This is a genomic window from Pseudomonas sp. 1L-B-1-E-C1 (assembly GCF_057291835.1).
Genome location: NZ_JBXAWN010000013.1, coordinates 152997 through 178649, shown reverse-complemented (window position 1 = coordinate 178649; position 25653 = coordinate 152997). Strand labels below are relative to the sequence as shown.

The 25653-nt window shown below is 59.8% G+C and carries 29 protein-coding genes; 12 read left to right on the top strand and 17 right to left on the bottom strand.

The features are described 5' to 3' along the window. Positions 1-82: 82 nt before the first annotated feature. The gene (locus tag AC0Z4S_RS22445; RefSeq protein ID WP_485624641.1) at positions 83-595 is read left to right on the top strand and encodes a hypothetical protein; all 513 of its coding nucleotides are present in this window, start codon (positions 83-85) and stop codon (positions 593-595) included. A 1-nt stretch (position 596) separates the two neighbouring features. On the opposite strand, the gene AC0Z4S_RS22440 is transcribed toward AC0Z4S_RS22445, so the two are convergent. Continuing rightward, positions 597-908 (bottom strand): protealysin inhibitor emfourin, encoded by a 312-nt coding sequence (locus AC0Z4S_RS22440; protein WP_485624640.1) that lies wholly within the window; start codon positions 906-908, stop codon positions 597-599. A gap of 14 nt (positions 909-922) precedes the next feature. Further along, the gene (locus tag AC0Z4S_RS22435) at positions 923-1969 is read right to left on the bottom strand and encodes a M4 family metallopeptidase (RefSeq protein ID WP_485624639.1); all 1047 of its coding nucleotides are present in this window, start codon (positions 1967-1969) and stop codon (positions 923-925) included. A gap of 134 nt (positions 1970-2103) precedes the next feature. Here AC0Z4S_RS22435 and AC0Z4S_RS22430 point away from each other — a divergent pair, with 134 nt between their 5' ends. Further along, positions 2104-2442, top strand: a complete 339-nt coding sequence (locus AC0Z4S_RS22430) for an FKBP-type peptidyl-prolyl cis-trans isomerase (RefSeq protein ID WP_253503096.1) — start codon at positions 2104-2106, stop codon at positions 2440-2442. A gap of 62 nt (positions 2443-2504) precedes the next feature. On the opposite strand, the gene AC0Z4S_RS22425 is transcribed toward AC0Z4S_RS22430, so the two are convergent. From AC0Z4S_RS22425 to ftrA, 5 genes are all read right to left on the bottom strand, one after another. Further along, positions 2505-2840 carry a hypothetical protein gene (locus tag AC0Z4S_RS22425; RefSeq protein WP_485624638.1) on the bottom strand — a complete coding sequence of 112 codons (336 nt, stop codon included), beginning with the start codon at positions 2838-2840 and terminating at the stop codon, positions 2505-2507. Between the two features lie 8 nt (positions 2841-2848). Next, complete coding sequence (locus tag AC0Z4S_RS22420) at positions 2849-3088, bottom strand: pyocin S6 family toxin immunity protein (protein WP_485624637.1); 240 nt, start codon at positions 3086-3088, stop codon at positions 2849-2851. Positions 3089-3102: 14 nt separating this feature from the next. Beyond that, positions 3103-4323: an S-type pyocin domain-containing protein gene (locus AC0Z4S_RS22415; RefSeq protein WP_485624636.1), complete on the bottom strand. Its 1221-nt coding sequence runs from the start codon at positions 4321-4323 to the stop codon at positions 3103-3105. A 108-nt stretch (positions 4324-4431) separates the two neighbouring features. Then, the gene (locus tag AC0Z4S_RS22410; RefSeq protein WP_485624635.1) at positions 4432-4695 is read right to left on the bottom strand and encodes an XRE family transcriptional regulator; all 264 of its coding nucleotides are present in this window, start codon (positions 4693-4695) and stop codon (positions 4432-4434) included. Between the two features lie 247 nt (positions 4696-4942). Then, positions 4943-5917 carry a transcriptional regulator FtrA gene (gene ftrA / locus AC0Z4S_RS22405; RefSeq protein WP_485624634.1) on the bottom strand — a complete coding sequence of 325 codons (975 nt, stop codon included), beginning with the start codon at positions 5915-5917 and terminating at the stop codon, positions 4943-4945. A gap of 101 nt (positions 5918-6018) precedes the next feature. On the opposite strand from ftrA, the gene AC0Z4S_RS22400 reads away from it, so the two are divergent. Beyond that, positions 6019-6447: a rhodanese-like domain-containing protein gene (locus tag AC0Z4S_RS22400; RefSeq protein ID WP_485624633.1), complete on the top strand. Its 429-nt coding sequence runs from the start codon at positions 6019-6021 to the stop codon at positions 6445-6447. Positions 6448-6560: 113 nt separating this feature from the next. Here AC0Z4S_RS22400 and AC0Z4S_RS22395 read toward each other — a convergent pair whose 3' ends face one another. Beyond that, positions 6561-6770, bottom strand: coding sequence for a hypothetical protein (locus tag AC0Z4S_RS22395; RefSeq protein WP_485624632.1), 210 nt, complete (start codon positions 6768-6770; stop codon positions 6561-6563). Between the two features lie 26 nt (positions 6771-6796). On the opposite strand from AC0Z4S_RS22395, the gene AC0Z4S_RS22390 reads away from it, so the two are divergent. The 3 genes from AC0Z4S_RS22390 (at position 6797) to AC0Z4S_RS22380 (ending at position 9796) form a co-directional block, all read left to right on the top strand. Continuing rightward, positions 6797-7576, top strand: coding sequence for an ABC transporter substrate-binding protein (locus AC0Z4S_RS22390; protein WP_024013359.1), 780 nt, complete (start codon positions 6797-6799; stop codon positions 7574-7576). A 210-nt stretch (positions 7577-7786) separates the two neighbouring features. Then, positions 7787-8899 carry a succinylglutamate desuccinylase/aspartoacylase family protein gene (locus tag AC0Z4S_RS22385; RefSeq protein WP_485624631.1) on the top strand — a complete coding sequence of 371 codons (1113 nt, stop codon included), beginning with the start codon at positions 7787-7789 and terminating at the stop codon, positions 8897-8899. Between the two features lie 180 nt (positions 8900-9079). Next, on the top strand, positions 9080-9796 hold the full coding sequence (locus AC0Z4S_RS22380) for an alpha/beta hydrolase (RefSeq protein WP_485624630.1): 717 nt from the start codon (positions 9080-9082) through the stop codon (positions 9794-9796). Here AC0Z4S_RS22380 and AC0Z4S_RS22375 read toward each other — a convergent pair. Continuing rightward, positions 9786-10343, bottom strand: coding sequence for a DcrB/PsbP domain-containing protein (locus AC0Z4S_RS22375; RefSeq protein WP_485624629.1), 558 nt, complete (start codon positions 10341-10343; stop codon positions 9786-9788). The genes AC0Z4S_RS22380 and AC0Z4S_RS22375 overlap by 11 nt on opposite strands. An 84-nt stretch (positions 10344-10427) precedes the next feature. Then, complete coding sequence (locus AC0Z4S_RS22370; RefSeq protein ID WP_485624628.1) at positions 10428-11201, bottom strand: hypothetical protein; 774 nt, start codon at positions 11199-11201, stop codon at positions 10428-10430. 146 nt (positions 11202-11347) lie between these two features. On the opposite strand from AC0Z4S_RS22370, the gene AC0Z4S_RS22365 reads away from it, so the two are divergent. Continuing rightward, complete coding sequence (locus AC0Z4S_RS22365; protein ID WP_485624627.1) at positions 11348-11884, top strand: chalcone isomerase family protein; 537 nt, start codon at positions 11348-11350, stop codon at positions 11882-11884. Positions 11885-12030: 146 nt separating this feature from the next. After that, positions 12031-13350: an Nramp family divalent metal transporter gene (locus AC0Z4S_RS22360; RefSeq protein WP_485624626.1), complete on the top strand. Its 1320-nt coding sequence runs from the start codon at positions 12031-12033 to the stop codon at positions 13348-13350. 111 nt (positions 13351-13461) lie between these two features. Here the strand turns inward: AC0Z4S_RS22360 and AC0Z4S_RS22355 are convergent, their stop codons facing one another. Continuing rightward, complete coding sequence (locus tag AC0Z4S_RS22355; RefSeq protein ID WP_485624625.1) at positions 13462-14568, bottom strand: cytochrome P450; 1107 nt, start codon at positions 14566-14568, stop codon at positions 13462-13464. 79 nt (positions 14569-14647) lie between these two features. Here AC0Z4S_RS22355 and AC0Z4S_RS22350 point away from each other — a divergent pair, with 79 nt between their 5' ends. The 3 genes from AC0Z4S_RS22350 (at position 14648) to AC0Z4S_RS22340 (ending at position 17674) form a co-directional block, all read left to right on the top strand. Beyond that, positions 14648-15352, top strand: a complete 705-nt coding sequence (locus AC0Z4S_RS22350) for an ArsR/SmtB family transcription factor (protein ID WP_485624624.1) — start codon at positions 14648-14650, stop codon at positions 15350-15352. A gap of 202 nt (positions 15353-15554) precedes the next feature. Then, positions 15555-16775 (top strand): putative DNA modification/repair radical SAM protein, encoded by a 1221-nt coding sequence (locus AC0Z4S_RS22345; protein ID WP_485624623.1) that lies wholly within the window; start codon positions 15555-15557, stop codon positions 16773-16775. After that, complete coding sequence (locus tag AC0Z4S_RS22340) at positions 16772-17674, top strand: TIGR03915 family putative DNA repair protein (RefSeq protein ID WP_485624622.1); 903 nt, start codon at positions 16772-16774, stop codon at positions 17672-17674. Before AC0Z4S_RS22345 ends, AC0Z4S_RS22340 begins: the two co-directional genes overlap by 4 nt. Positions 17675-17865: 191 nt before the next feature. Here AC0Z4S_RS22340 and AC0Z4S_RS22335 read toward each other — a convergent pair whose 3' ends face one another. From AC0Z4S_RS22335 to AC0Z4S_RS22315, 5 genes are all read right to left on the bottom strand, one after another. Next, on the bottom strand, positions 17866-18885 hold the full coding sequence (locus AC0Z4S_RS22335; RefSeq protein ID WP_024013350.1) for a branched-chain amino acid aminotransferase: 1020 nt from the start codon (positions 18883-18885) through the stop codon (positions 17866-17868). Positions 18886-19099: 214 nt separating this feature from the next. Then, the gene (gene lpdA, locus AC0Z4S_RS22330) at positions 19100-20473 is read right to left on the bottom strand and encodes a dihydrolipoyl dehydrogenase (RefSeq protein WP_485624621.1); all 1374 of its coding nucleotides are present in this window, start codon (positions 20471-20473) and stop codon (positions 19100-19102) included. Between the two features lie 4 nt (positions 20474-20477). Beyond that, complete coding sequence (locus tag AC0Z4S_RS22325) at positions 20478-21746, bottom strand: dihydrolipoamide acetyltransferase family protein (RefSeq protein ID WP_485624620.1); 1269 nt, start codon at positions 21744-21746, stop codon at positions 20478-20480. Beyond that, entirely contained in the window at positions 21747-22805 is a 1059-nt protein-coding gene (locus tag AC0Z4S_RS22320; RefSeq protein WP_007952909.1) for an alpha-ketoacid dehydrogenase subunit beta, read from the bottom strand. A gap of 1 nt (position 22806) precedes the next feature. Further along, positions 22807-24042: a 3-methyl-2-oxobutanoate dehydrogenase (2-methylpropanoyl-transferring) subunit alpha gene (locus AC0Z4S_RS22315; protein WP_101162558.1), complete on the bottom strand. Its 1236-nt coding sequence runs from the start codon at positions 24040-24042 to the stop codon at positions 22807-22809. A 185-nt stretch (positions 24043-24227) separates the two neighbouring features. On the opposite strand from AC0Z4S_RS22315, the gene bkdR reads away from it, so the two are divergent. Continuing rightward, on the top strand, positions 24228-24716 hold the full coding sequence (gene bkdR, locus AC0Z4S_RS22310; protein WP_253503030.1) for a Bkd operon transcriptional regulator BkdR: 489 nt from the start codon (positions 24228-24230) through the stop codon (positions 24714-24716). A 3-nt stretch (positions 24717-24719) separates the two neighbouring features. On the opposite strand, the gene AC0Z4S_RS22305 is transcribed toward bkdR, so the two are convergent. Next, the gene (locus AC0Z4S_RS22305; protein WP_485624619.1) at positions 24720-25577 is read right to left on the bottom strand and encodes a tyrosinase family protein; all 858 of its coding nucleotides are present in this window, start codon (positions 25575-25577) and stop codon (positions 24720-24722) included. Positions 25578-25653: the final 76 nt, after the last annotated feature.

The window sequence follows — 25653 nt, the reverse complement described above, 5'->3', positions numbered from 1 at the left end:
TTTTACAATTGGCCATGGATGGCTGATTGTATTCGAACGGCGTTCCGGTAAAACAGCGGGCGTTTGAATGAGGAACAATGGATTGGACAAGAAACTTCTCTACCGCAAAGTGAATACTCGTACGTGGGGTGTTCGTCGCAACGAATCAGTTGCGCATTACCGCGATCAGCGCAACAGCAAAGCCGCAAGCCGTCACGAAGCCATGCGAAGTTCGATGCATCCAGGCAAACAATACGGAAGAGACTACACCCCGCTTTTTCGCTTCCTGTTGTCTCGCGTTGGCGGCCCTTGGGATTCCATTTTCGGTGAGGCTGTCGCGCGACTTGATCAATCCGCCCCAGTGTTCTGGATGGTTGCCATCCATGAAGAAGATCGCCAGGACATCGTGCGACTAGGTGAATCCAGCTATTTCAGCGGGCTGTATGTCGATCAGCAAAATCGACTGCAAATGGTCAATCCGAAACTGACGGCGCAGGACATGACGCCGCATTGCGAGTGCTGTACGCACACATTCAACGGTGTGGTCTTTGGACAAACCGCAGGATTTGGCCCACGCACATCGTCAGTTGTCGACGCAGAAGACCCGCCAGCATGAATCAGAGCAGCTCTCCCTTGTCCCACAGACTCACCAACTCCCCAGGCGCCCTGTCCTCCGGCACCTTCAACACCATTTCCCCGGACTGATAGCGCACTTCAATCTGATAGAAGCGCTGATCCCCACGGCCCGATTCGCTGCTGTCCAAAGGCAGGCAGCCCTCGAGCACTGAGCAGATCCTTGAGCGCTGACTGATATCACATTGCGCAAATTCGATTTCCCGTGGGCGGCTCAGGCTGTGAATCGCTGCAACGCCACCCTGGCGAGATACGCGCAAAACGGAGTCGTCATCCAGCTCGGGTAGCGTTTTCATACAGCCTCCTCGGATTATTCGATGCCGACCTGTGCCCAGGCTTGCTGCACTCCGTCGGCTGCTTCGGTGCCAAAGCGCTGGGCGGCGTGGTCGATGGTCAATTTTGCAAACGCGTCGAACGTGGCCTCCTGGCTCAAGCGGTCATCGCACAGCGTGTCATACCAGATCTTCCCGGCCTTTTCCCAGGCAAAGCCACCAAACGCCCGGGCTGCCAGATAAAACGCACGGTTGGGAATGCCGGAATTGATGTGCACGCCACCATTGTCTTCGCTGGTGATGACGAACTTGCGCATGTGATCCGGTTGCGGGTCCTTGCCCAGCAATGGGTCGTCATACGCCGTGCCCGGGTGCGACATCGAGCGCAGGCCCTTGCCCTGGATCTTCGGCATCAGCAGGTCGGCGCCGATCAACCAGTCGGCCTGCTCGGCGGTTTGCCCGAGGGTGTATTGCTTGGTCAGCACACCGAACACGTCCGAGAGCGACTCGTTCAGCGCGCCAGACTGGTTGGCATAAATCAGCCCGGCCTCGCTTTCGGTGACGCCGTGGGCCAGTTCATGGCCGATGACGTCGAGCGAGCGGGTGAAGCGTTGGAAGATTTCGCCATCGCCGTCCCCAAAGACCATCTGCGCGCCGTTCCAGAATGCGTTCTCGTAGCCCTGGCCGTAGTGCACGCTGCCGATCAGGGCAAAACCCTGGTTGTCGATCGAGTCGCGACCGAGCACCTTCCAGAAGAAATCATAGCTGGCGCCCAGCGCATCGTAAGCCTCATCGACCGCCGGGTCCCCCGACGGCGCCTGGCCCTCGAGGCGCACCGGCATGCCTGGCAAGAGCATTTTGTTCTGCGCATCATGCACGCTGCGCCGGGCCAGGCCAGGCTTGGTCGCCTCCGGCAAAATCGCCCGCGCCGGCGGCTGCGAAGGGCGGCCGGGGTTGGGCAGCAGGCTGCGCACATGATTGAGCGTCTGCATCGCGGCGTTGCGCTGCGGCTCTGAACCGTGGGCAATGATGCGGTTGAGGATGTAGGGCGGAATAAAGCTGCGCAGCAATCGAGAGTCGGTCATCTAAGCATCCTTGTCGTCATACGATGTCGATACACATGTGAGCGGCGACGCGTGTTTTCGGTTCCATGGATTGCCATCGGCGACGGATTCTGCGAAAAACGCCGCCTGCGAAAACTCTCAACAGAGCCAACGACATGACAGACGAACTGCAAATCATCGACCTGCAACCGGGTGAGGGCAAAGCCGCGGTGAAAGGCGCACTGATCACCACCCAATACACCGGCTGGCTGGAAGACGGCACTGAGTTCGACTCCTCATGGAGCCGAGGCAAAGCGTTTCAGTGCGTGATCGGCACCGGCCGCGTGATCAAAGGCTGGGATCAGGGTCTGATGGGCATGCAGGTCGGCGGCAAACGTAAATTGCGGGTGCCGGCGCACCTGGGGTACGGCGAGCGAACCATGGGCAAGATCCCGCCGAATTCGAATCTGGTGTTTGAAATTGAGTTGCTGGAGGTTTTGACGCGGGAGGATTGAGGTCTGAGGAACGTGCGTCTGGATGAAGCTACCCTCATCCAAACGCTTGCAACTTCGGATGCTCAGGTGAACATCTCTATATCGTCAATCGTGTCCTCAATGATGCCCCGCAACGAGGGTATCCGACGCCTTACGTTTTCGAGCGCCGGCAAAACGGTTTCGGTATCCAGTCTTCCATGCCGACGAGCGATATGGCCCAGGGCGGTGATGGCAGATGCAGCGATCGCTTCGTTTTCGCTGGAGAGGTATTGGAGGCAGATCGCCTGCGCCCACACTGGATCTTCTTCGCTCATACCAATCGACACTAAGCCCGTTACCACATTTTCGGCGACGCCACTTGCAAGGTGTGCCATCGCCGCGTCGTGGGAAATGCATAAATCTTGGTAGATGAGGTTCATCGTCTGCGTTAGCCCCTAACGCCGATGTACAAATCCAGCTCCTTAGGCAATTGCTCTCCTACTATTTCGCTGATTTGGTTAGCTTGATCCGCAGTCATTAGCCATTCTCCGTCCGGGCTTAGGCTAAGTTCTGGCCAACCCATTACAGTCAATATCGGAAGTTCAAATTCCGAGTTGACTGTCAGATCGAATTTCAGCGTATCGTCTTCGCTATCGTCTGGTAAAAAGCCACTAATCCATAAAAACATATCTTGGTTCCTCTTCACTTTGGAGTCCATCGCTCAGGATCGGCAGGATCAATTTGCTCGCCCGTTTCATGATTGAACTCACCTAAATGTTTGCCTTGCTTGTTATAGAGTTCTATAGCGCCTGTTTTGCTATCCCATTCATAGATTCGACCTTTCTTGTCTTTCCATCTGCTGCGCTTGCTGCCACCACCTTGAACACTGCTTTTGGATTTGACGGGATAGGTATCCGGGTATGCTGGGAGAGAAACGGGAGGCCGGTGATATTTGATATCACCGCCAAGAGCAGGTCTCGAAAGCACAACGTATAGAGGCTGTACTCCGGAGTCAGCCGGAAAGACCAGAATAAAGTCTTGGTATTCAGGCGGGTAAACCGGATTGACAATGATTTTGTCCGCCTGCTCGGTCGGCGGGTATACCCAGATATGGGGAACCTGCGGCGCACTTTCCAGCGGCGGAATTGCCGATCCGCGTGACGAGTCTACTGAGGGAGTCCAGAGTAGGGTCGACCCATTGCCAAAATCTGCGACGTACGAGGCGCCTTGCTTGACGAACTGGACGACAGGAATCATTTCCCAATCGCTGCGCGTTTGAGTGTTGTATCCGTATCCTTTCACCGTGCCGTCCGGCTGCTGTTCCACATGCAATCGAACCCGAGTCCGAGCCGTCTCAAGCGACTGTAGCTGCTCCTCTGTATAGAGAGCGCTATCGGCGAGCGTCGATGGCCACAGCAGCGCAACCAATCCGAGCAACCCGCCTGCGACGACACCGCCGGTAGCCAGGCTTGTGCTACTTGAGGCCGCAGTACTGGCGCTCAGACTGCCAGAGCTGCCGAGAGCAAAAGCTCCGATGGATGCCTGCAGATTGGTGGCGCCAACAGCCTTTAGTGAGATATTCCCGGCCGAGTCACGCTCACGCCCCGCTAGCAAGGACAGCGTTCCATAATCCGAAATTTTCCCAACCGGTATAAATCCGGATGGATTGGCATCATTGATAACACCGTCCGGCAGCTTGCAACTTTTCACAAACACACAGCCGCTTATACTTTGCTGTTGCTGTATGACCTGGTTGCGAAGTCGGTCTTCATGGGCCTGCTGCCGCGCCAGCATGTCTTCATAAGCGCCATGCGCGGCCTCGCGCTCAGCAAGTTCGCTGGCAGTCATGTAGCGGGTGGTGATGTGGTGTCCGTCTCCCTCTGGCAGGTTTTGGACCCGGGGGATGTCTTTCTTGCGAGCCATGAGCGTCCTTGTCCGCTGTTAAAAAACGAAGCGGACGCTAAAGCAACGACGGAGTGATGGATGTAGGACGCGTCTGAAAGTGTTGCGGTCGTTACAACTGTAAAGAGATCAAGAAATTATCGAATTCAGGTGTGCCAGATCAATTACAGAGAAAGCGCTGATATTTCCGCTTAGCAAATCATTCATCCTCGCCTTTGTGATTCTCATACGGGCGGATGCCTGTTCGTTTGCAAGACCTGAGGCTCGCAAGTTTTTTTGAAGATTGCGCAGTAGCTCTGCCCGCAACCGCATGGTGGCGGCCTCTTGCGGTGTGTCTTCCACAGCTTCCCAGATGCTGGAGAAGCGCGGGGATGAAGCTTGATGATCATTCATGGTGGGAATTATTCCAGGCTAGTGGCGAGGCGTCCGTCTAATTGGCAAGCGACCAGTTCAGATCACCGAGTGCAAGTCAGCTTACTGGCGACGGCCAGCTCGCAAAAGCCAGCGGATTCGGGCGTAGCTGTAGGCAATGGCGCAAGACGCTGTAGCCTCTTGCTAGCTAGGAGAACGCTTGTCTTACCTGACGATTGGATTGGGAAATACCCCACGGAGCACTTCAATAGATCCATTGCCAGACAGGTCAACAAATCGCCTTACCCTCCCGCCCAAACCGCTCCCGATAAACCGACGGCGGCACGCCCACCACGCTGCGAAACGCCACGCGAAAACTCTCCACCGATCGATAGCCGCAGCGCTGGGCGATCTGCTCGGTGTGTTGGTGGGTGCTTTCCAGTAACTCCCGCGCTCGCGCCAGGCGTTCATGTTGCAGCCAGGCTTTCGGCGATTGGCCGCTGGCTTCGGTGAAGCGCCGCAGGAACGTGCGCTCGCTCATTGCTGCTTCGCTGGCCAGATCGCGGACTTCCAGCGGTTCGTGCAGGCGTTCGCGGGCCCATTGCATGACTCGCGATAAATCGCTGCGTGGTGTCGGGCTGACCGGGGTGGGGATGAATTGGGCCTGGCCGCCGGTGCGTTGGGGCGACATGACCAGGCGCCGCGCGACGGCGTTGGCGACCTGCGTGCCGAAGTCACGTGTCACCAGATGCAGGCAGGCGTCAATGCCGGCCGCGCTGCCGGCGGAGGTGATCAGTTGGCCTGCATCGACATACAGCACGTCCGGATCGACCTCGATGGCCGGGACACGTTGGGCCAGTTCGCTGGTGTAGCGCCAGTGCGTGGTGGCGCGGTGGCCGTCGAGCAGGCCGCTGGCTGCAAGGACGAACACGCCAGAGCAGATCGACAGCAACCGCGCCCCTCGGCCGTGGGCCTGACGTAATGCGTCGATCAGTGCTGGCGGCACCGGGGCGTTGCGGTCGCGCCAGCCGGGAATGACGATGGTGCGCGCTTCGGCGAGCAGCTCCAGGCCGCCATCGGCCAGCACTTGAATTCCGCCCATCGCGCGCATCGGGCCTTGATCGACTGCGGCAATCGCATGCGCGTACCAAGGGAAATCGAACTCTGGCCGGGCCAGGCCGAAGATCTCCACGGCAATGCCGAACTCGAACGTGCAGAGGCCATCGTAGGCCAGAATGGCAACCAGATTGGGCTGAGTGAGCATTTGGCGGAAAACTCCCGGTCGGTGTCTTGCGCGCCACTGTAGCGGTAAGCGCCGTCTCGATAAAGTCTGTTCATACCCCACAGACAAAGGAGCAACACAACATGACCAGCCTGGTTCGCGACATCCCCGCCGCACCTTCGGCGATTGCCCTGATGCATTTCAGCAATCGTCTGACCTTCGAAACCGATTGTTCCGACGTATTCAGCAGCCACGAGGCCGGCGAGGTCGATTTTGTTCTGGTGGACGTGCGCGGCCCATTGGCGTTCGAGCGCGGCCATGTGCCCGGCGCGATCAATATCCCGACACGCTTGCTCACGGCGGAACGCTTGGCCGATTACCCGAAAAACACGTTGTTCGTGGTCTATTGCGCCGGGCCGCATTGCAACGGCGCGAACAAGGCGGCGGTGAAACTGGCGGCGCTGGGTTATCCGGTCAAGGAGATGATCGGTGGCGTCACCGGATGGCTGGATGAAGGCTTCGAACTGAGCGCGGCGTCAGTCGCCAACACACCTGTCGCCTGCGAATGCTGACCGCTATGTAGGAGCTGCCGGAGGCTGCGATCTTTTGACGATCGTTCCCACGCAGAGCGTGGGGACGATCAAGATCCAAAGATCGCAGCCTTCGGCAGCTCCTACAGGGGGAATCAGCGTTTTTTGCTCTGAAACCAGGCTTGTCCTACAGCCTCCGCACCACCACGGCGCACGCGTTGACTCTCGTCAATGCGTGCGCCGATGTTCTGTAAGTATTTGTCGCTTAAAAACAATTGCCCCCGTGCGCGCCGCCATAGACTGCCGGCCACTTCGGTTTTTGCCGTTAGAACGCCATGACCGAATGCTGAATCGAAAGCTGCCAATAAAAGCCTCCGCACGGGAGTAATAAATGAAAAAGCTAGTGATGTTCGGTGCCCTGGCACTGTCGATGTTGTCCCTGACCGCTGTGGCCGAAGACGCCAAGCCGATCCGCATCGGTATCGAAGCCGGTTACCCGCCATTCTCGATGAAAACCCCTGACGGCAAACTCACCGGTTTTGACGTCGACATCGGCGATGCGCTGTGTGCGCAGATGAAGGTTAAATGCACGTGGGTCGAGCAAGAGTTCGATGGCCTGATCCCGGCACTCAAAGTGAAGAAGATCGACGCGATTCTGTCGTCGATGACCATCACTGACGATCGCAAAAAGAACGTCGACTTCACCATCAAGTACTACCACACCCCGGCACGCTTCGTGATGAAGGAAGGCTCCGGCGTCAAAGACCCGCTGACCGAACTCAAGGGCAAGAAAGTCGGCGTGCTGCGCGCCAGTACCCATGACCGCTACGCCACCGAAGTGCTGGTTCCGGCCGGTATTGAACTGGTGCGCTACGGCTCGCAGCAGGAAGCCAACCTCGACATGGTTTCCGGGCGTATCGACGCGATGCTCGCCGACTCGGTCAACCTCAGCGACGGTTTCCTGAAAACCGACGCGGGCAAAGGCTTCGAATTCGTCGGCCCGACCTACGAAGACGCCAAGTACTTCGGCGGCGGTGCCGGCATTGCCGTGCGCAAGGGCGATACCGCACTGGCTGAGCAATTCAACAAAGCCATCACCGAAATCCGCGCCAATGGCGAGTACAAGAAAGTCCAGGACAAGTACTTCGACTTTGATGTATACGGCCATTAATACGGCGTAAGAAAAAGTGGCCCCGTTTGCGCGGTGGCCACTTTTTTTATGTCTTCGTTGTACTGATAGAGATTCATTGTGGGAGCGAGCTTGCTCGCGAATGCGGTTTAACATTCAGCATCTATAGTGGCTGACACATCGCATTCGCGAGCAAGCTCGCTCCCACAAGGATCTTAGTGATCCGGATTTGCCAGATTTCAGGAGTTTTCCATGCAACGCATCGACCACGTTCTGCCCTGGAGCCACTTGGGCAGCGAGCGCTCTCTCAGCGTGTTCCGCTACGGCGCCGGCAGCCGCAAGGTGTACATCCAGGCCAGCCTGCATGCCGACGAGCTGCCGGGCATGCGCACCGCATGGGAGCTCAAGCTGCGCCTGAACGAGCTGGAACAGCAGGGCCGCTTGCAGGGCGTCATCGAACTGGTGCCGGTGGCCAATCCGATTGGCTTGGATCAGCATCTGCAAGGCAATCACATGGGCCGCTTCGAACTGGGCAGCGGCAAGAATTTCAATCGCGCATTCGTCGAACTCAGCGCCCCGGTGGCAGCGCTGGCAGGCAAGCGGCTGGGTGCGGATGCCGAGGCGAATGTCATGCTGATCCGCGAGGCCATGGCTCAGGTCTTTGACGAGTTGCCGGCAGCCAAATCTCAACTGGAAGCCTTGCACCGCTTGTTGCTGCGCCACGCCTGCGACGCCGACATCACCCTCGATCTGCATTGCGACTTCGACGCTGCAATTCATTTGTACGCGCTGCCGCAACACTGGCCGCAGTGGCAATCGCTGGCGGCGCGGCTGAAGGCGGGCGTGGCGTTGCTCTGCGAAGATTCCGGCGGCAGCTCGTTCGATGAGTCCTGCTCGACGCCTTGGTTGCGTCTGGCTAAAGCATTCCCGGACGCAGCGATTCCCGCGGCGAACCTGGCAACCACGCTGGAACTGGGCAGCATGGGCGACACCCGTGTCGATCAGGCTCAGGCCAACTGCGAAGCGATTCTCGGCTTTCTCGCCGAGCAGGGTTTCATCAGCGGCGAATGGCCGGCGGCGCCAAGCGAGTGCTGTGAAGGTCTGCCGTTCGAAGGCACCGAATACCTGTTCGCCCCGCACCACGGCGTGGTCAGTTTCCTGCGCAATGCCGGTGAATGGGTAGAGCAGGGCGACGCGCTGTTCGAGGTGGTTGATCCATTGCAGGATCGCGTGACCACCGTGCGCGCCGGCACCAGCGGGGTGCTGTTTGCAATTGATCGTGGGCGCTATACCGAACCGGGGATCTGGCAGGCGAAAGTGGCGGGGCGGGTGCCGTTTCGTACCGGCAAGTTGACCAACGATTAGGATTTTCGTCGGGTTCAATGGCCTCATCGCGAGCAGGCTCACTCCTACAGGGGGAACGCATTCCAAATGTAGGAGTGAGCCTGCTCGCGATGGCGGCATCAGCCACAGCACAAAATTTGGATCTTCACCCCAGGATGTTAGGCTCACCCGCGAACCCGACACTCTGTGAAGGAACGCGCCATGCTGAAAATATTCGCCCTGCTAACGCTGCTCGCATCCACCGCCGTCCACGCCCAAACCACCCTGCAATCCGACCTGCCGCTGAAATACCTCGAACAGGTCCACGCCGATACCGAGCCACGTCCGCTGGTGATTTTTCTGCACGGTTACGGCAGTAACGAGGCCGATCTGATCGGCATGAAATTTCAGCTGCCGGCGCAGTACAACTACCTATCCGTGCGCGCACCGATGAGTCTTGGGGAAGGACGTTACCAGTGGTTTCGCAAGAAGGGCGAAGGTGCCTACAACGGCGAGACTGATGATCTGAAGGTCAGCGCCCAGAAACTGCGCGACTTTATCGCTCAGGCGGCGAAGAAATACCGCGCCGCGCCGGACAAGGTGTACCTGATTGGCTTCAGCCAGGGCGCGATGATGAGCTACGAAGTGGGCCTGCGCGCGCCAGCTGCCGTGGGTGGCTTTGCCGCGTTGAGCGGGCGGTTGTTGCCGGTACTCAAGGCCGAACTCAAGCCCGGACAAGCGCCGCTGCCGCTGAGCATTTTTATCGGCCACGGCACCGCCGATGATCCGGTGCCTTACCACCACGGCACCGAAGCCAACGCGCTGTTGCAAAAACTCGATTACCAGCCCGAGTTTCACGCTTATCCGGGCGTCGGCCACAGCATCAGCGCGGCCGAGTTGCGCGATCTGAATGGCTGGTTGCAGCGGCTCAATCCTTGACGATGGCTTTGACCAGTGCATCGTGACCTTTCTTATCGCTGGCGCGGGAAATCACCTGCACCAGCGCCATCTTCGTCCCCGAGCCGGCCAGCAATGTGGTGTTCAGCGTCTGGCCACCGCCCTGGGTAGCGGTGCTGTCAACCTGACGCAACCCCAGGCCGGTGCCTTTCTGAGTCAGGCTTTTCTCGCTGAGCTTGTTGAAGTCCGGCAGCGCCTTGCGCTGATCGTCGATGAAACTCGAGACGCTGCCGTCGAGAAACTCGCCGTCGTTATCCTTGACGTTCTGCCCTGCGGGGATCTGATTTTCGGCGGCGATGACCACGGTTTTGGTCGCCTGATTGGTGTACATCGTGCCTTTGGCCCCGCTCGGGCTGGCGGGCAGCGGGTCGGCAACAAAGCCTTTGGGCAGGACGAAGGCAAACTTGCCGTCGAGCAGCGAGACCTTCTCGGTTTTGACTTTTTCCTTGGCGGCGTGCGCGTTGATCGCGGCGAAACCGGCGAAGGCCGCCAACATCAGGACGACGGCTTTTTTGCTCAACAATGACATCTGAATCTCCGAGAATTGGTCGCGCGAGGCGGGCGATCATCCCACGGAGCGTGCCGGGGGTTCCAGCGCGATTCGTCCGGACGGTTATTGCGCTTGCGCCTTGGCCATTGGCCGCGCCAGCAGACGCCGGGTCACCCCCAGCATCGCGATCGAAACCGCCACGCCTACGGCAAAACCGCTGAGTCCCATGCTCGGCAGGGTCAATGCCGACACCAGGCAGAATGCCGAAAACGAATACATGCCGGTCGCCGTTGCGCGCAATAACGCAGCGGTAAACGCTGGGCCGCGGGTCTGATGCGAGAACACCGCCATGACGCTGCCGAGCACCGGGAATACCGCGAGCAGGCCGCTCCAGCGTTCGCCAACGGTGCTGGCGAGCATCGTCACCACCAGCGTCAGCGCCGCGCCGGCAATCATTCGCCAGATCAGTTTGTCCGACTTCGGCGCTGGCCCGTTCAGCACCGGCTGCACCACCGGGAACAGATAAGGCGACGCGAGCAGGGCCACCGCCGCAGCCATTACCGAGAACGGCAACGACCCCGGGATCACCGATAATACCGCCGCCAGCACGCCCCAAACCGCCAGTGAAATCGTAAGTGCCCATGCCCAATTGGCCCGTTGCGCCACCTGCGCATAGGTGATGCAGAACGCGATCATCGCGAACATTGCCGACAGCGCCGCGACCGCTGATTGCGCGGCAAACTGCGGGCCTTGTTCGATGGCGAGGAAAAACAGAATCGGCCCGACCACCACCGGCAATCCCGACAGCCACCCGGCCACGCTCGGTCCCCAGCGTTTGCCCGCCAGAGAAATCAGCAGCAGGAAACCGGGAATCAGCAGCAGTTTGAGGATCAGCACGCGGGTGTCTCCGTCGGGTCAGGGTGAGCCACGTTAGCATTGCGCTGACAAGATTGCTGCCTATGTGTGCAAAGTTTGTATACAAAATTCCAGGCGTGAATCCGGCTATGCTCTGAGCATCAGAATCCAGCGGAGACGATACGGCGATGAACAGAACACCGAAGCTCGTACGTGGCTGCTGTGGCATTGGCTTGTGGGCGCTACTGCTGACACCGACATGGGCCAACTGGCAAGACGCCGTGCCGGGCGCGCAGATCATCGGCAGCGGCGATTTCAGTGTGTTCGGCTTCGATGTTTACAGCGCACGTTTGTGGAGTGCCGCGCGGCCCTTGGTCGATGGCCAACCCTTTGCCCTGGAGCTGATCTACCGCCGGGCGATCTCGCGCGACGATCTGGTCAGCACCAGCGTCGACGAAATCAAACGCCTCGGCGGCCCCCGCGTCAGTCCGGCGCAACTGGCCGACTGGCAGGTGCAGATGCAGCAATCGTTCGTCGACGTGCAGGTCGGCACGCGCATTACCGGCGTGTATCTGCCGGGGCAGGGTGCGCGATTTTTTATCGGTCAGAAGCTTCAGCATGAAATCGAGGATCCGCAATTTGCCAAGGCGTTTTTTGCTATCTGGCTGGATCCGCGTACGCGCAGTCCGGAGTTGCGCGAGCAGTTGTTGGGGGTGAACCAATAAGATCAGAAGATCGCAGCCTTCGGCAGCTCCTACATTTGGAACGCACTCTCCTGTAGGAGCTGCCGAAGGCTGCGATCTTTGCTCTTCAAGGCTTTGGTCGAAACGACTAAGCTGCCGGGCTCCCGTGTTTGTTTCTGGATGTGTGCGTGAAATTCAGTTTGCCCAAAATCGCCACTGCGCCGTTTTGCCCACCGGAAGTCGCCGGCAGTGTCGCGGTCGATCCGACTGCTTCGTTCTTCAAGCGCGTGCTGCGTTTCGCCGGCCCCGGTTTGCTGGTGTCGATCGGCTACATGGATCCGGGCAACTGGGCCACCGCGATCGAGGCCGGTTCGCGTTTTGGTTACAGTCTTTTGTTCGTGGTGCTGTTGGCGAGTCTGGCTGGCATGGTGGTGCAGTGCCTGTGCTCGCGGCTGGGCATCGCCACCGGCCGCGATCTGGCGCAACTGTCCCGCGAGCGCTACAGCACGCCAACCGCCCGCCTGCAATGGGGGCTGGCGGAAATCTCGATCATCGCCACCGACCTCGCCGAAGTGCTTGGCTGCGCCCTGGCGTTCCATTTGCTGCTCGGCTGTTCGCTGACTTTCGGCATCGCCCTGACCGCGTTCGACACACTGCTGGTGCTGGCCCTGCAGAACCGTGGTTTCCGCCGGCTCGAAGCGATCATGCTGGTGCTGGTCGCGACCATCGGCGTGTGTTTTTTCGTTGAGCTGTTGCTGATCAAACCGTACTGGCCGGACGTGGCGCAGGGCTTCAAACCGTCGCTGGCGGCCATCGGCGATGCCGCACCGCTGTATCTGGCCATCGGCATCCTCGGCGCCACGGTTATGCCGCATAACCTGTATCTGCACACCTCGATCGTGCAGACACGAATGATCGGCAAGGATCTGGCGAGCAAGCAGGATGCGGTGAAACTGGCGCGCATCGACACCATCGGTTCGCTGGCCCTGGCGCTGCTGGTGAATGCGGCGATCCTGATTCTCGCCGCGGCGGCGTTTCACCAGTCCGGGCACACCGATGTGGTCGACATTCAGGACGCCTATCATTTGCTTGATCCGCTGGTCGGCGGTGCGCTGGCGAGCGTGTTGTTTGGCGTGGCGCTGTTGGCGTCCGGGCAGAGTTCGACCTTCACCGGGACCATCGCCGGGCAGGTGATCATGGAGGGCTATCTGAACCTGCGCATCCCATGCTGGCAGCGACGTTTGATCACTCGCGGGCTGGCGCTGATTCCGGCTTTTATCGGCGTGTGGCTCATGGGCGATAACGCGATCGGCAAATTGCTGGTGTTGAGCCAGGTGGTGCTCAGCCTGCAACTGCCCTTTGCCTTGTATCCATTGATCCGTATGACCAACGACAAACAGCTGATGGGCCCGTTCGTCAATCGCTGGCCGACCCGGGTGCTGGCGTGGGGGTTGTTCGTGTTGATCAGCGGGGCGAACAGCTGGTTGATCTTGCAGTGGGCGGTTTGATTGTTGAGTTGCGGTGGATGTTTTGGCCTCTTCGCGAGCAGGCTCGCTCCCACAATGTTGAGTTCATCACTGGGCCAATGTGGGAGCGAGCCTGCTCGCGAAGACTCATCATCAGCCGCCGCTAATGTTGAACAGTGGAACCCGGCCATTGAGCGATGGCCTGTAATCCCAGCCCAGGCTATTCAGACCAAGGCCGCTGGCAAGGATTTGATTCAAAGTCGCCCCGGCAATACTCATCGCCAACGCTTGCCCCGGACACTGATGCCGACCACTGCCAAAACTGAAACTTCGCCGATTCGGCCGCTCCGGCAGAAAACGCTCCGGCTGTTCATTCAGCGCCGGATCGCGATTGGCCGCGGCCAACAGCAGCAGAACTGCATCACCCGCTGCAAGCCGCACGCCATCGATTTCGCATGGCGCTGCAACAAAGCGGCGGGTGTTCTGTACGGGCGGGTCGAAGCGCTGAACTTCCGCCAGTAGATTCTCTATCGGTGTTGCATGTAATTCAGGCTGGCGCTGCAACGTTACCAACGCATTGCCGATCAGGCCGGCGCAGGCTTCGAATGTCTGCGAGCACAGGCCGATGAGGTTGGCGATCAATGTGTCTTGATCGCCTTCGAAACGTTGTGTGATCCCCTGCAATAGCGCGCTGTTCATGCCGGGATCGGCCAACAACCCGATGAAATAACCGCGCAACTGCGTTGCTGCAGCATGAGCGGCGGCGAGTTGCAGGTCATTGCTCAAAGGTGACAGGCACGCGACGAAATCCGCGGTCAGCTCGCTGATCGTCCGACTCTGCGCCGGCGGGAACCCGAGCAACGTTGCGACCACGGCGACCGGGCCGCGGAACATTGCGTTGTACAAACCGTCGGCATCTGCTGTGAACAGTCGGGCAGCAACCAGCTCACGTACCTCATTCTGATTGATCAGCCCCAGCGCCGGTTCGATGGCCGAGCGTGGGCAGCGCTGGCGCTCGCCGTCATTCATGCGCATCAGTCGGCCAAACACCTCGCCCGCCGGGCCTTGTGCGATGGTTTGAGGCACCGGTTCCTGCACCGGGCGCACGCGGCAATCGGCGTGCGCCAGCACCGCACACACCGCCCGTGCGCTGCTGGCGACCCACAGTTTCAAATCGTGGTGAAAGGCCAGTCCGCCAGCGCGCAGCTCTGTGTAGTAAGGATAGGGATCGGCGTGAGTCGCAGCGCGAAGCGGGTCCATGGTTGGCGGCCTTGTCAGCGGAGAAAGTATTGCTACTATCTCCACTCCTTGCAGGCGACGATTCGTTCGGGAGCGAAATATGCACGCAGAGCAGCACGACATCGGCGTCTCGCAAGTGGCCGCCGCTATCGCCGAACCGGCGCGGACGAAAATGCTCTGCTCGTTGATGGACGGCCACGCCCGCACCAGCACCGAACTGGCCGCCGTAGCCGACGTCAGCGCCTCCACCGCCAGCGCGCACCTGAGCAAACTCAAGGAGCTGGCTTTGGTGCGCCTGCATGTGCAGGGCCGCCATCGCTATTACAGCCTCGCCGATCGGCGCGTTGCCCAGGCATTGGAAGCGCTGATGGTGATCGGCCAGAACACCGCGCCGACGTTCAAGGCGCACACCCCGGATCGCCTGCAATTCGCCCGCACCTGCTACGACCATATGGCCGGGACGCTGGCGGTGTTGTTGCATGACCGCTTGATCGCAGGCGGTTGGCTGGTGCAAACCGACGAGCAGGCGTATCGCCTGAGCGACAGTGGCGAGGCGTTGATTCTCGGGCTGGGTATCGATGTGCGGGACTTGACGACTCTGCGTCGCAAATTCGCCTGCCCGTGCCTGGACTGGAGCATGCGTCGGCCGCATCTCGGTGGCTCGCTGGGTGCGACATTGCTGCAAACGGCGCTGAAGCGCAAATGGGTGACGCAGGATCTGGACAGTCGGGCGCTGGCGTTGACGGCGGTGGGGCGCAAGGAGATCAGTGCGCGGTTTGGTGTTGAGTGGCCGGTAGACGGGTAGATCAAAGGATCGCAGCCTTCGGCAGCTCCTACAGGAGTCGTGTACACCCGATAAATCGCGACCCTACCCAATCCATGTTGGAGCTGCCGAAGGCTGCGATCTTTTGATTTTCAGCTTCTGACCGACGAGGGGCGCATCTGCCACCTTGTATCACCGCTGTCGACTCTATACTGTATATGCACACAGTAAAGAGTCCGCGCCCATGCAAATCATCGACAAGCTCAGCATCCTCGCCGACGCCGCCAAGTACGACGCTTCCTGCGCCAGCAGCGGTGCGCCCAAGCGCAGCTCCGAAGGCAAGAGCGGGCTCGGTTCGACGGACGGCATGGGCATTTGCCACAGCTACACGCCGGACGGGCGCTGTGTGTCGTTGTTGAAGATTTTGCTGACCAACTTCTGCCTTTACGATTGCCAGTATTGCGTCAATCGTCGTTCCAGCGACGTGCCGCGTGCGCGCTTCATCCCGGAAGAAGTCGTCACGCTGACCATGGATTTCTACCGGCGCAACTGTGTCAGCGGCCTGTTTCTCAGCTCCGGGATCATCCGCTCGGCGGACTACACCATGGAGCAACTGGTGCGGGTGGCGAAGTTGCTCCGTGAAGAGCATGAATTTCGCGGCTATATCCATCTCAAGACCATCCCGGAAGCCGATCCTGCCTTGATCGAGGAAGCGGGGCGTTATGCTGATCGTCTAAGCGTCAACATCGAATTGCCCACGGACGCCAGCCTGCAGACGCTCGCGCCGGAGAAGGACATCACATCCATCAAGCAAGCGATGAACACCATCTACACGGGTGTGCAGACCGTGTTGAACGAGCCGCGCTCAGCGAAGTTCGCCCCGGCCGGACAAAGTACACAGCTGATCGTCGGAGCCGATGACACCGATGACAGCACCATCCTCCACAGCGCCCAATCGTTGTATGGCAACTTCAGTCTGCGGCGGGTCTATTATTCGGCGTTCAGCCCGATCCCAGACAGCCCGAAAAGCGTGCCCCTCGCGGCGCCGCCGCTGATGCGCGAGCACCGTTTGTATCAGGCCGATTTCCTCCTGCGCAGCTACGGCTACCGCGCAGACGAATTGCTTAAAGGTCCGGGCAATCTGGCGCTTGATATCGACCCGAAATTGGCCTGGGCGCTGGAGAATCGCGAGGTGTTTCCGCTGGACCTGAACCGTGCCGACGCGTCTCTGATCGCGCGCATTCCCGGCATCGGCTTGCGCACCACCGAGCGCCTGGTCGAGCTTCGCCGTCAGCGCCGCATCCGTTACGAAGACGTGGCGCGGATGCGCTGTGTGCTGGCCAAGGCCAAGCCGTTCATCATCACCAGCGACTATCACCCGCAGCAGGCGGAGGTCACCAGCCACATGCTCTATCAGCAATTGCGCGACCGGCCGATGCCGCAGCAGATGGGGTTATGGGGATGATCAGTCTCGATTGTGATGACCTGTTCGACACCTGGCGTCAACAGGCACGCTGGTTGCTCAGTCATGAAATCGATCCGAGTCTGGTGAGCTGGGCGGCTGAAGGGGTGGGTGATCTGTTTGCCAGTGATGAACACGTGCCCGAAGGGCAGGGGCCGTTTCAGGCGCGTATCCCCCGTGCGCTGCTCGACACCCTCGAACAAGCGGCACGCTATCGCGGCGAGCAACGCTGGAGCCTGTTGTATGAAGTGCTATGGCGCGTCAGCCATGGCGACCGCACGGCGATGATGGCCGGCGACAAGCTTGGCAGTGAGTTGCAGCGACGTATCAAGCAGGTCAGCCGCGAGGCCCATCATCTGCATGCCTTTGTGCGTTTCATTGAGCGCCCAAAGGATCTGCCCGGCCCGCAATACGTGGCGTGGCACGAACCGGCGCATGACATTTTGCACAGCGCCAGCGAGCACTTCATCGGGCGGATGGGCCAGCATCGCTGGTTGATCGCCACGCCGCGCGACGGTGTGTATTACGACGGCGAGCAATTGATTCACGAGCGGCAGTGCCCGATCGAATGGCAGCAACTGGCGCAGAACGTCGACGATCCGCACGGCGATTTGTGGTTGACCTACTACAGCCACATCTTCAATCCGGCGCGGTTGAACCCGAAGGTCATGCAAGGGCATCTGCCGGTGCGGTTCTGGAAGAATCTGCCGGAGGGTGAGTTGATCCCAGGACTGATCACCCAGGCGCGGATGGGCAAGCAGCAGAATGGACAGGCGAGTGGGATTTCGGATCGGACGGGCAAGCGCATTGCCTCCAAAAATCAAAAGCAAACCCTCACCCCAGCCCTCTCCCGGAGGGAGAGGGAGCCGACCCAAGTGTTCTCCCGTACTCCACCGACCTGAAAGTTCGCGTCGAATTCGGGTTTTGAAAAGCACAAAAATCGGCTCCCTTTCCCCCTCGCCCCCTTGGGGGAGAGGGCTGGGGTGAGGGGAAAAGATCCCCAGCCTTACACAAAAAGAACCAACAACCACCATCAAAAAAGCCCCCCACCAATCACTCGGTGGAGGGCTTTTGAGCATCCGCAGTCGTCAGATCAAACCTTGACGATCCAGCCCGCAGGCGCTTCGATGTCGCCGGTCTGCACGCCAGTCAGCTCCTTGTAGAGCTTCTGGGTCACCGGGCCCACCTCGGTTTCGCTGTGGAACACATGCAGGTGATCGTTGTAGCTGATGCCGCCAATCGGGGTGATCACGGCAGCGGTACCGCAGGCACCGGCTTCCTTGAAGTCCGACAGTTTGTCGATCAGCACATCGCCTTCAACCACTTCCAGGCCCAGACGCGATTTCGCCAGTTCGATCAGCGACAGGCGGGTGATACCCGGCAGGACCGATGGCGAGTTCGGGGTGACGAACTTGTTGTCGTGGGTGATCCCGAAGAAGTTGGCCGAACCGACTTCCTCGATCTTGGTGTGGGTCATCGGATCGAGGTAGATCGCGTCAGCGAAATTGGCTTTCTTGGCTTTCGAGCCCGGCATCAGGCTGGCGGCGTAGTTGCCACCGACCTTGGCCGCGCCGGTGCCTTGTGGGGCCGCGCGGTCGTAGCTGGAGATCTGGAAGTTGTGCGGGGTCAGGCCACCCTTGAAGTAGGCGCCGACCGGGATGCAGAAAATCGAGAAAATGAATTCGGGCGCGGTGCGTACGCCGATGTTGTCACCCACGCCGATCACGAACGGGCGCAGGTACAGCGCGCCGCCGGTGCCGTACGGCGGGATGAAACGCTCGTTGGCGCGAACCACGGCTTTGCAGGCTTCGATGAACTGCTCGGTGTCGACCGTCGGCATCAGCAGACGCGCGCAGCTGCGTTGCATGCGCAGGGCGTTCTGGTCCGGGCGGAACAGGTTGATCGAACCGTCCTTGCAGCGATAGGCCTTCATGCCTTCGAAGCACTGCTGGCCATAGTGAAGGGCCGTGGAGCCTTCGCTGATGTGCAGGACGTTATCTTCGGTCAGGGTGCCTTTGTCCCACTCGCCATCGCGAAAGTACGACAGATAGCGTTTGTCGGTCTTGATGTAGTCAAAACCCAGCTTGTCCCAATTGATGCTTTCGTTACCCATGACACCCTCTATCACTGAACAACCGCCGAAACGGTTCAAGGCTTCTGACGTTTTTTGGATGGGCACAACAATACTTCATTCTTGAGCGGTTTCGCAGCCCGGACTATCGGATGGCACACAGATAAATCGTGTTGCCCTCAAGAATTCGCGAGCAGGCTCGCTCCCACAGGGGAATGCATTTCAAATGTGGGAGCGAGCCTGCTCGCGAAGGGGCCTACAGATGCAGCGCATGCCCAAGGGCACGCAACGCCGCTTCCTGCACCGCTTCGCCCAGGGTCGGGTGCGCATGGATGGTGCCGCCGATGTCTTCCAGCCGCGCGCCCATTTCCAGGCTTTGCGCAAATGCCGCCGACAATTCCGACACGCCAACGCCCACCGCTTGCCAGCCGACAATCACATGATTGTCACGACGCGCAACCACGCGCACGAAGCCGCTTTTCGATTCCAGGGTCATCGCCCGGCCATTGGCAGCGAACGGGAAGCTGGAAACAATGCAGTCCAGCCCGGCAGCCGTGGCCTCGTCGGGGGTCTTGCCGACCACCACCAGTTCCGGGTCGGTAAAGCACACGGCGGCGATGGCGGTCGGGTTGAATTCTCGGCTCTTGCCACTGATCAGCTCGGCAACCATCTCGCCCTGGGCCATGGCGCGGTGGGCGAGCATTGGTTCGCCACTCAGGTCGCCGATCGCGTAGACGTTGCGCATGCTGGTCTGGCAGCGGCTGTCGATCTTGATCGCCGAACCGTTCATGTCCAGATTCAGCGCTTCGAGATTGAAACCCTGGGTGTTGGGTTTGCGACCGACCGCGACCAGCACCTGATCGGTTTCCAGATTCAAGGTTTCGCCTTCAGGATCACGCACCTGCAACCTACCGTCGAAACCCAGCACGCTGTGCTTGAGGTACAACTTCACGCCGAGCTGCTTCAAGGCGTCGTGCACCGGTTGCGTCAGTTCCGCGTCATAGGCCGGCAGGATGCGGTCCTGTGCTTCGACCACGCTGACCTCGGCGCCGAGCTTGCGATAAGCGATGCCCAGTTCCAGGCCGATATATCCGCCGCCGACCACGATCAGGCGTTTCGGCACGGACGTCGGCGCCAGCGCTTCGGTGGAGGAGATGATCCGCCCGCCAATCGGCAGGATCGGCAGGTTGACGCTGGTCGAACCGGTGGCCAGCACCAGATGCTCACACTGAATGCGCGTATCGCCGACTTCCACGGTTTTGCCGTCGATGATTTTCGCCCAGCCGTTGATGACCTGAACCTTGTTTTTCTTCAACAGCGCGGCGACGCCAGTGGTCAGGCGATCAACGATGCCATCCTTCCACTCGACGCTTTTGCTGATATCCAGGGTCGGCGCGGCGACGCTGATGCCGAGCGCCGAATGCTGGCTGTGGTGCTGCGTCTGGTGAAACTGCTCAGCCACATGAATCAGCGCTTTCGACGGAATGCAGCCAATGTTCAGGCAAGTCCCGCCCAACGATTGGCCCTCCACCAGAATGGTCGGAATGCCCAGTTGCCCGGCGCGGATCGCCGTAACGTAACCGCCAGGGCCGCCGCCGATAATCAGCAGCGTAGTGTTCAAAGCTTGCATTCCATTACTCCACAAACAAAGTGGCAGGTTGTTCGAGCAAGCCACGGATGGCCTGGATGAAGAGTGCCGCGTCCATGCCATCGACCACGCGGTGATCGAAGGAGCTGGAGAGGTTCATCATCTTGCGGATCACTACCTGGCCCTTGACCACCATTGGCCGTTCGACGATTTTGTTCACGCCGACAATGGCCACTTCCGGCAAATTCAGCACCGGCGTGCTGACGATGCCGCCCAATGCGCCGAGGCTGGTGAGCGTAATGGTCGAACCGGACAGCTCATCGCGGCTGGCCTTGCCATTGCGCGCGGCGTTGGCCAAACGCGAAATTTCGGCGGCGCTGTCCCACAGGCTGCGCGTCTCTGCATGACGCACCACAGGCACCATCAGGCCGACATCGCTTTGCGTGGCGACGCCGACATGCACCGCGCCGAGGCGGGTGATGACCTGGGCTTCGTCGTCATAACGGGCGTTCATCTGCGGGAAGTCGCGCAAGGCGACGACCAGCGCGCGAACAAGGAACGGCAGCAACGTCAACTTGCCACGGCTGGCGCCATGGTTTTCATTCAGATGCGCGCGCAGTTCTTCGATCGCAGTAACGTCGATTTCCTCGACGTAGCTGAAATGCGCCGCGCGCTGAGTGGCGTCCTGCATGCGCTGAGCAATCTTGCGGCGCATGCCTATGACTTGAATCTGTTCTTCGTCGTTGCGTTGAGCGTACGCGGCGGCAACGGGTGCCGAAGCGTTCGACTGACCTTGCGCCAGATAGGCCTCAAGGTCTTCGTGCAGCACACGACCGGCGGGGCCGGAGCCGCGCACCAGACGCAATTGAATACCCAGATCCAGCGCATGTTTGCGCACGGCCGGGGAGGCGAGGGGGCGTTCGTCTGCTTCGCGAGCAACCATCGGGCCTTGGCAAACAGGAGCAGGGCGCGGCGCGGCTGCAGCAGGTTTGCTTTCAACAATGGCTTCAACTTTCGGCGCAACAGGCTCTTTAGTAACAACCGGAGCGGCGGACTCTTTGAGGTTGCCAGCCCCTTCAACCTCGATGCTGATCAACACACTGCCAACCGCCATGACTTCACCCGGCTGACCACCGAGCGCAATCACTTTCCCGTGCACCGGCGACGGAATATCGACCATCGCCTTATCGGTCATGACGTCGGCCAGCACCTGATCTTCAACCACCAGATCGCCGACCTTGACGTGCCATTGCGACAGTTCTACTTCTGCGATGCCTTCGCCGATGTCCGGCATCTTGATAACGTGCGTGCCCATTCAGACCTCCATGACCCGTTTCAACGCCGCGCCCACTCGGGACGGCCCTGGGAAATACGCCCACTCTTGCGCGTGCGGGTAGGGCGTGTCCCAACCAGTGACGCGTTCGATCGGCGCTTCCAGGTGATGGAAGCAATGCTCTTGCACCAGCGACACCAGTTCGGCGCCGAAACCGCAGGTGCGCGTGGCTTCGTGAACCACCACGCAGCGGCCGGTTTTCTTCACCGACTTGACGATGGTTTCCAGGTCCAGCGGCCACAGGCTGCGCAGGTCGATGACCTCGGCATCGACGCCTGACTCTTCGGCAGCCACCTGCGACACATAAACGGTGGTGCCGTAAGTGAGCACGGTCACGTCCTTGCCCGGACGGGTGATCGCGGCGACGTCCAGCGGCACGGTGTAATAGCCGTCCGGCACTTGCGCGGCAGGGTGCTTCGACCACGGCGTTACCGGGCGGTCGTGATGGCCGTCGAACGGGCCGTTGTACAGGCGTTTCGGCTCGAGAAAGATCACCGGGTCATCGTTTTCGATGGAGGCGATCAACAGGCCTTTGGCGTCGTACGGATTGGACGGCATGACCGTGCGCAGACCGCAAACCTGAGTGAACATCGCCTCGATGCTCTGGCTGTGGGTCTGGCCGCCGTAGATACCGCCGCCGCAAGGCATGCGCAGGGTCATCGGTGCGGTGAACTCGCCGGCCGAGCGATAACGCAGGCGCGCCGCTTCGGAGATGATCTGGTCGGAGGCGGGGTAGACGTAGTCGGCGAACTGAATCTCGGCGACCGGGCGCAGCCCATAGGCGCCCATGCCGACGGCCACGCCAACGATGCCGCTTTCCGAGATCGGCGCATCGAACACGCGCGAAGTGCCGTATTTGGTCTGCAGGCCTTCGGTGCAACGGAACACGCCGCCGAAGTAACCGACGTCCTGCCCGAAGACGACGACGTTGTCATCGCGCTCAAGCATCACATCCATGGCCGAGCGCAGGGCCTGGATCATGGTCATGGTGGTCGTGGTCATGGCGGTTTCCAACTGAATATTGTTGTTGTGATCGTTCATGTCAGATTCCCAACTGCTGACGCTGGCGCTTCAAGTGCTCCGGCATCTCTTTGTAGACGTCTTCGAACATGGTCGCGGCGCTCGGGATCTGGCCGCCGGCGAGGGTGCCGTACTGTTCGGCCTGTTTCTGCGCGGCAATCACTTCGGCTTCGAGTTCGGCGCTGACGGCGGCGTGCTCTTCCTCCGACCAGTGGCCGGCCTTGATCAGGTGCTGTTTCAGGCGCGCGATCGGATCGCCGAGGGGGAAGTGGCTCCAGTCATCGGCAGGGCGGTATTTCGAGGGATCATCGGAGGTCGAGTGCGGACCGGCGCGGTAGGTGACCCATTCGATCATGGTCGGGCCGAGGTTGCGCCGGGCGCGTTCGGCCGCCCAGGCGGAAGCGGCATAGACCGCATAGAAGTCGTTGCCATCGACGCGCAGCGAGGCGATGCCGCAACCGACGCCGCGTCCGGCGAAGGTGGTGGCTTCACCACCGGCGATGGCCTGAAAAGTGGAAATCGCCCACTGGTTGTTGACCACATTGAGGATCACCGGCGCGCGATAAACGTGGGCGAAGGTGAGGGCGGTGTGGAAGTCCGATTCGGCGGTGGCGCCGTCACCGATCCACGCCGAGGCAATTTTGGTGTCGCCCTTGATCGCCGAGGCCATGCCCCAGCCCACGCCCTGAATGAACTGGGTGGCGAGGTTGCCGGAAATAGTGAAGAACCCGGCGTCCTTGACCGAATACATGATCGGCAACTGGCGGCCCTTGAGCGGATCGCGCTCGTTGGACAGCAACTGGCAGATCAGGTCGACCAGCGGCACATCGCGGGCCATCAGAATGCTTTGCTGGCGGTAGGTCGGGAAGCACATGTCGTCGATGTTAAGCGCCAAAGCCTGGGCGCTGCCGATGGCTTCCTCGCCAAGGCTCTGCATGTAGAACGACATCTTTTTCTGCCGCTGCGCCACGACCATGCGGTTGTCGTAGATGCGCGTTTTGAGCATCGCGCGCATGCCTTTGCGCAGGATTTCTACCGGCACGTTTTCAGCCCACGGGCCGAGGGCGTTGCCCTGATCGTCGAGCACGCGAATCAGGCCACGGGCCAGGTCGGCGGTGTCGGCCGGTTCTACATCGATGGGAGGTTTGCGCACCGTACCGGCATCGGTCAGATGCAGGTAGGAAAAGTCGGTTTTACAGCCGGGACGGCCCGAGGGTTCAGGGACGTGCAGGCGCAGCGGTTCATACGCTTGGGTCATGGCTTCTACGCTCGATCTTGTGAATTTCTTGTAGTGAGCTGGCAGTCATTCCTGGGTAGAGGAAATCTTGTCCTACAACAATCATAGGCGCGGCCAAGAAGAATATTTCTCTGTGTTTCGTTGCGCTGACGACCATTTGCAGATAGAAATTCTGCATAAACATAAAAAACAGGTGGTTTTGTCTCATGCGCAAACTGGACCGTACCGACATCGGCATTCTCAACAGCCTTCAGGAGAACGCCCGCATCACCAACGCCGACCTTGCCCGCTCGGTAAATCTGTCGCCAACTCCATGCTTTAATCGGGTCAAGGCGATGGAAGAACTGGGCCTGATTCGCGAGCAGGTCACGCTGTTGGATGCCGACCTGCTGGGGCTGCACGTGAACGTGTTCATTCACGTGAGCCTGGAGAAGCAGGTGGAAGAGGCGCTGCAGCACTTCGAGGAAGCGATCTCTGATCGCCCCGAGGTGATGGAGTGCTATTTGATGGCCGGTGACCCGGACTACCTGATACGGGTGCTGGTGCCGAGCATCCAGTCGCTGGAACGCTTCATGATGGATTTTCTGACCAAAGTGCCAGGAGTAGCGAACATTCGCTCAAGCTTTGCGCTCAAGCAGGTGCGCTACAAGACCGCGTTGCCGTTGCCTGCGAACGGGCTGACTCTGAGTAGCTAAGCGTCAGATGTTGTCGTAGCGGTAATCCAGTTCACCAGTGTAAAGCGTTTGTTGCACGGTATAGGTTTGCGGCCAGGGTGCCGGTTCACTGTCGGGATGAAAAACCAGAACGGTTTCGGTTGAATCCGGCGAGCCGGCCACATCGGTGAAACCCGGGGTACCGGCGTGTTGGTGCTTCCAGCGCTCCCACAGCAGATCGAGATAGCAGTGATGCAGGAAAAATATCGGATCATTGGGTGAGGCTGCTTCCGCCATGTTCCCTCCGATCCATGCGTGTACCGGATTGTGCAATTCGACTTCCGAAACATTCTCCCAGCCACTTTCGGCCAGCCAGTAAGGCGTTCTGTTCAATGCGGATATGACGGTCTCGGCTGTGGGCAACGTGCCTTGCGCCGCGAAATTTCGCCGAACGCCCGCGTTTCCAATGCCCTCATCCCATACCCGGACTTCGAATTGCGAGTGCTCCCTGGAGAACGGGCCACTGGTGACGCGTTGGTCTTGCAGGTTATCGCCGTTCGAGCCCATAAAGTCCGAGGTGAACGGATTGTCGGCGCCGGTCAGTTGCCAGTTCCAGTAGGGGAGCGTGATGGTCGCGTTGTTGGCAGCGGATTGCAGGGCAAGTTCAAATTGGCGGATCAGGATTCGGTGCCATGGATAGAACAAGGGACTGCGATGCGGGTTAGGCGTCAGCGGGTTGCCTCGTCCCATCGAATTCTTGTGAATCTGGACAAAGTCATCGTAGCGGCTTTGCTCTCCGGGCCGGAGTACGCTATCGACATTGTTTTTGAGTAGCAGGATGGCATCGATGAATGCCGATTTTTGTTGCGTGGTCAGGTCACGGTGATTACGACGAATATCCATATTGCGAAAACTCCATTGAATGTTTGCCTGATGGAGTCTGATCGCTGCGAGGATTTTCACCAGTTCATCATTGTCG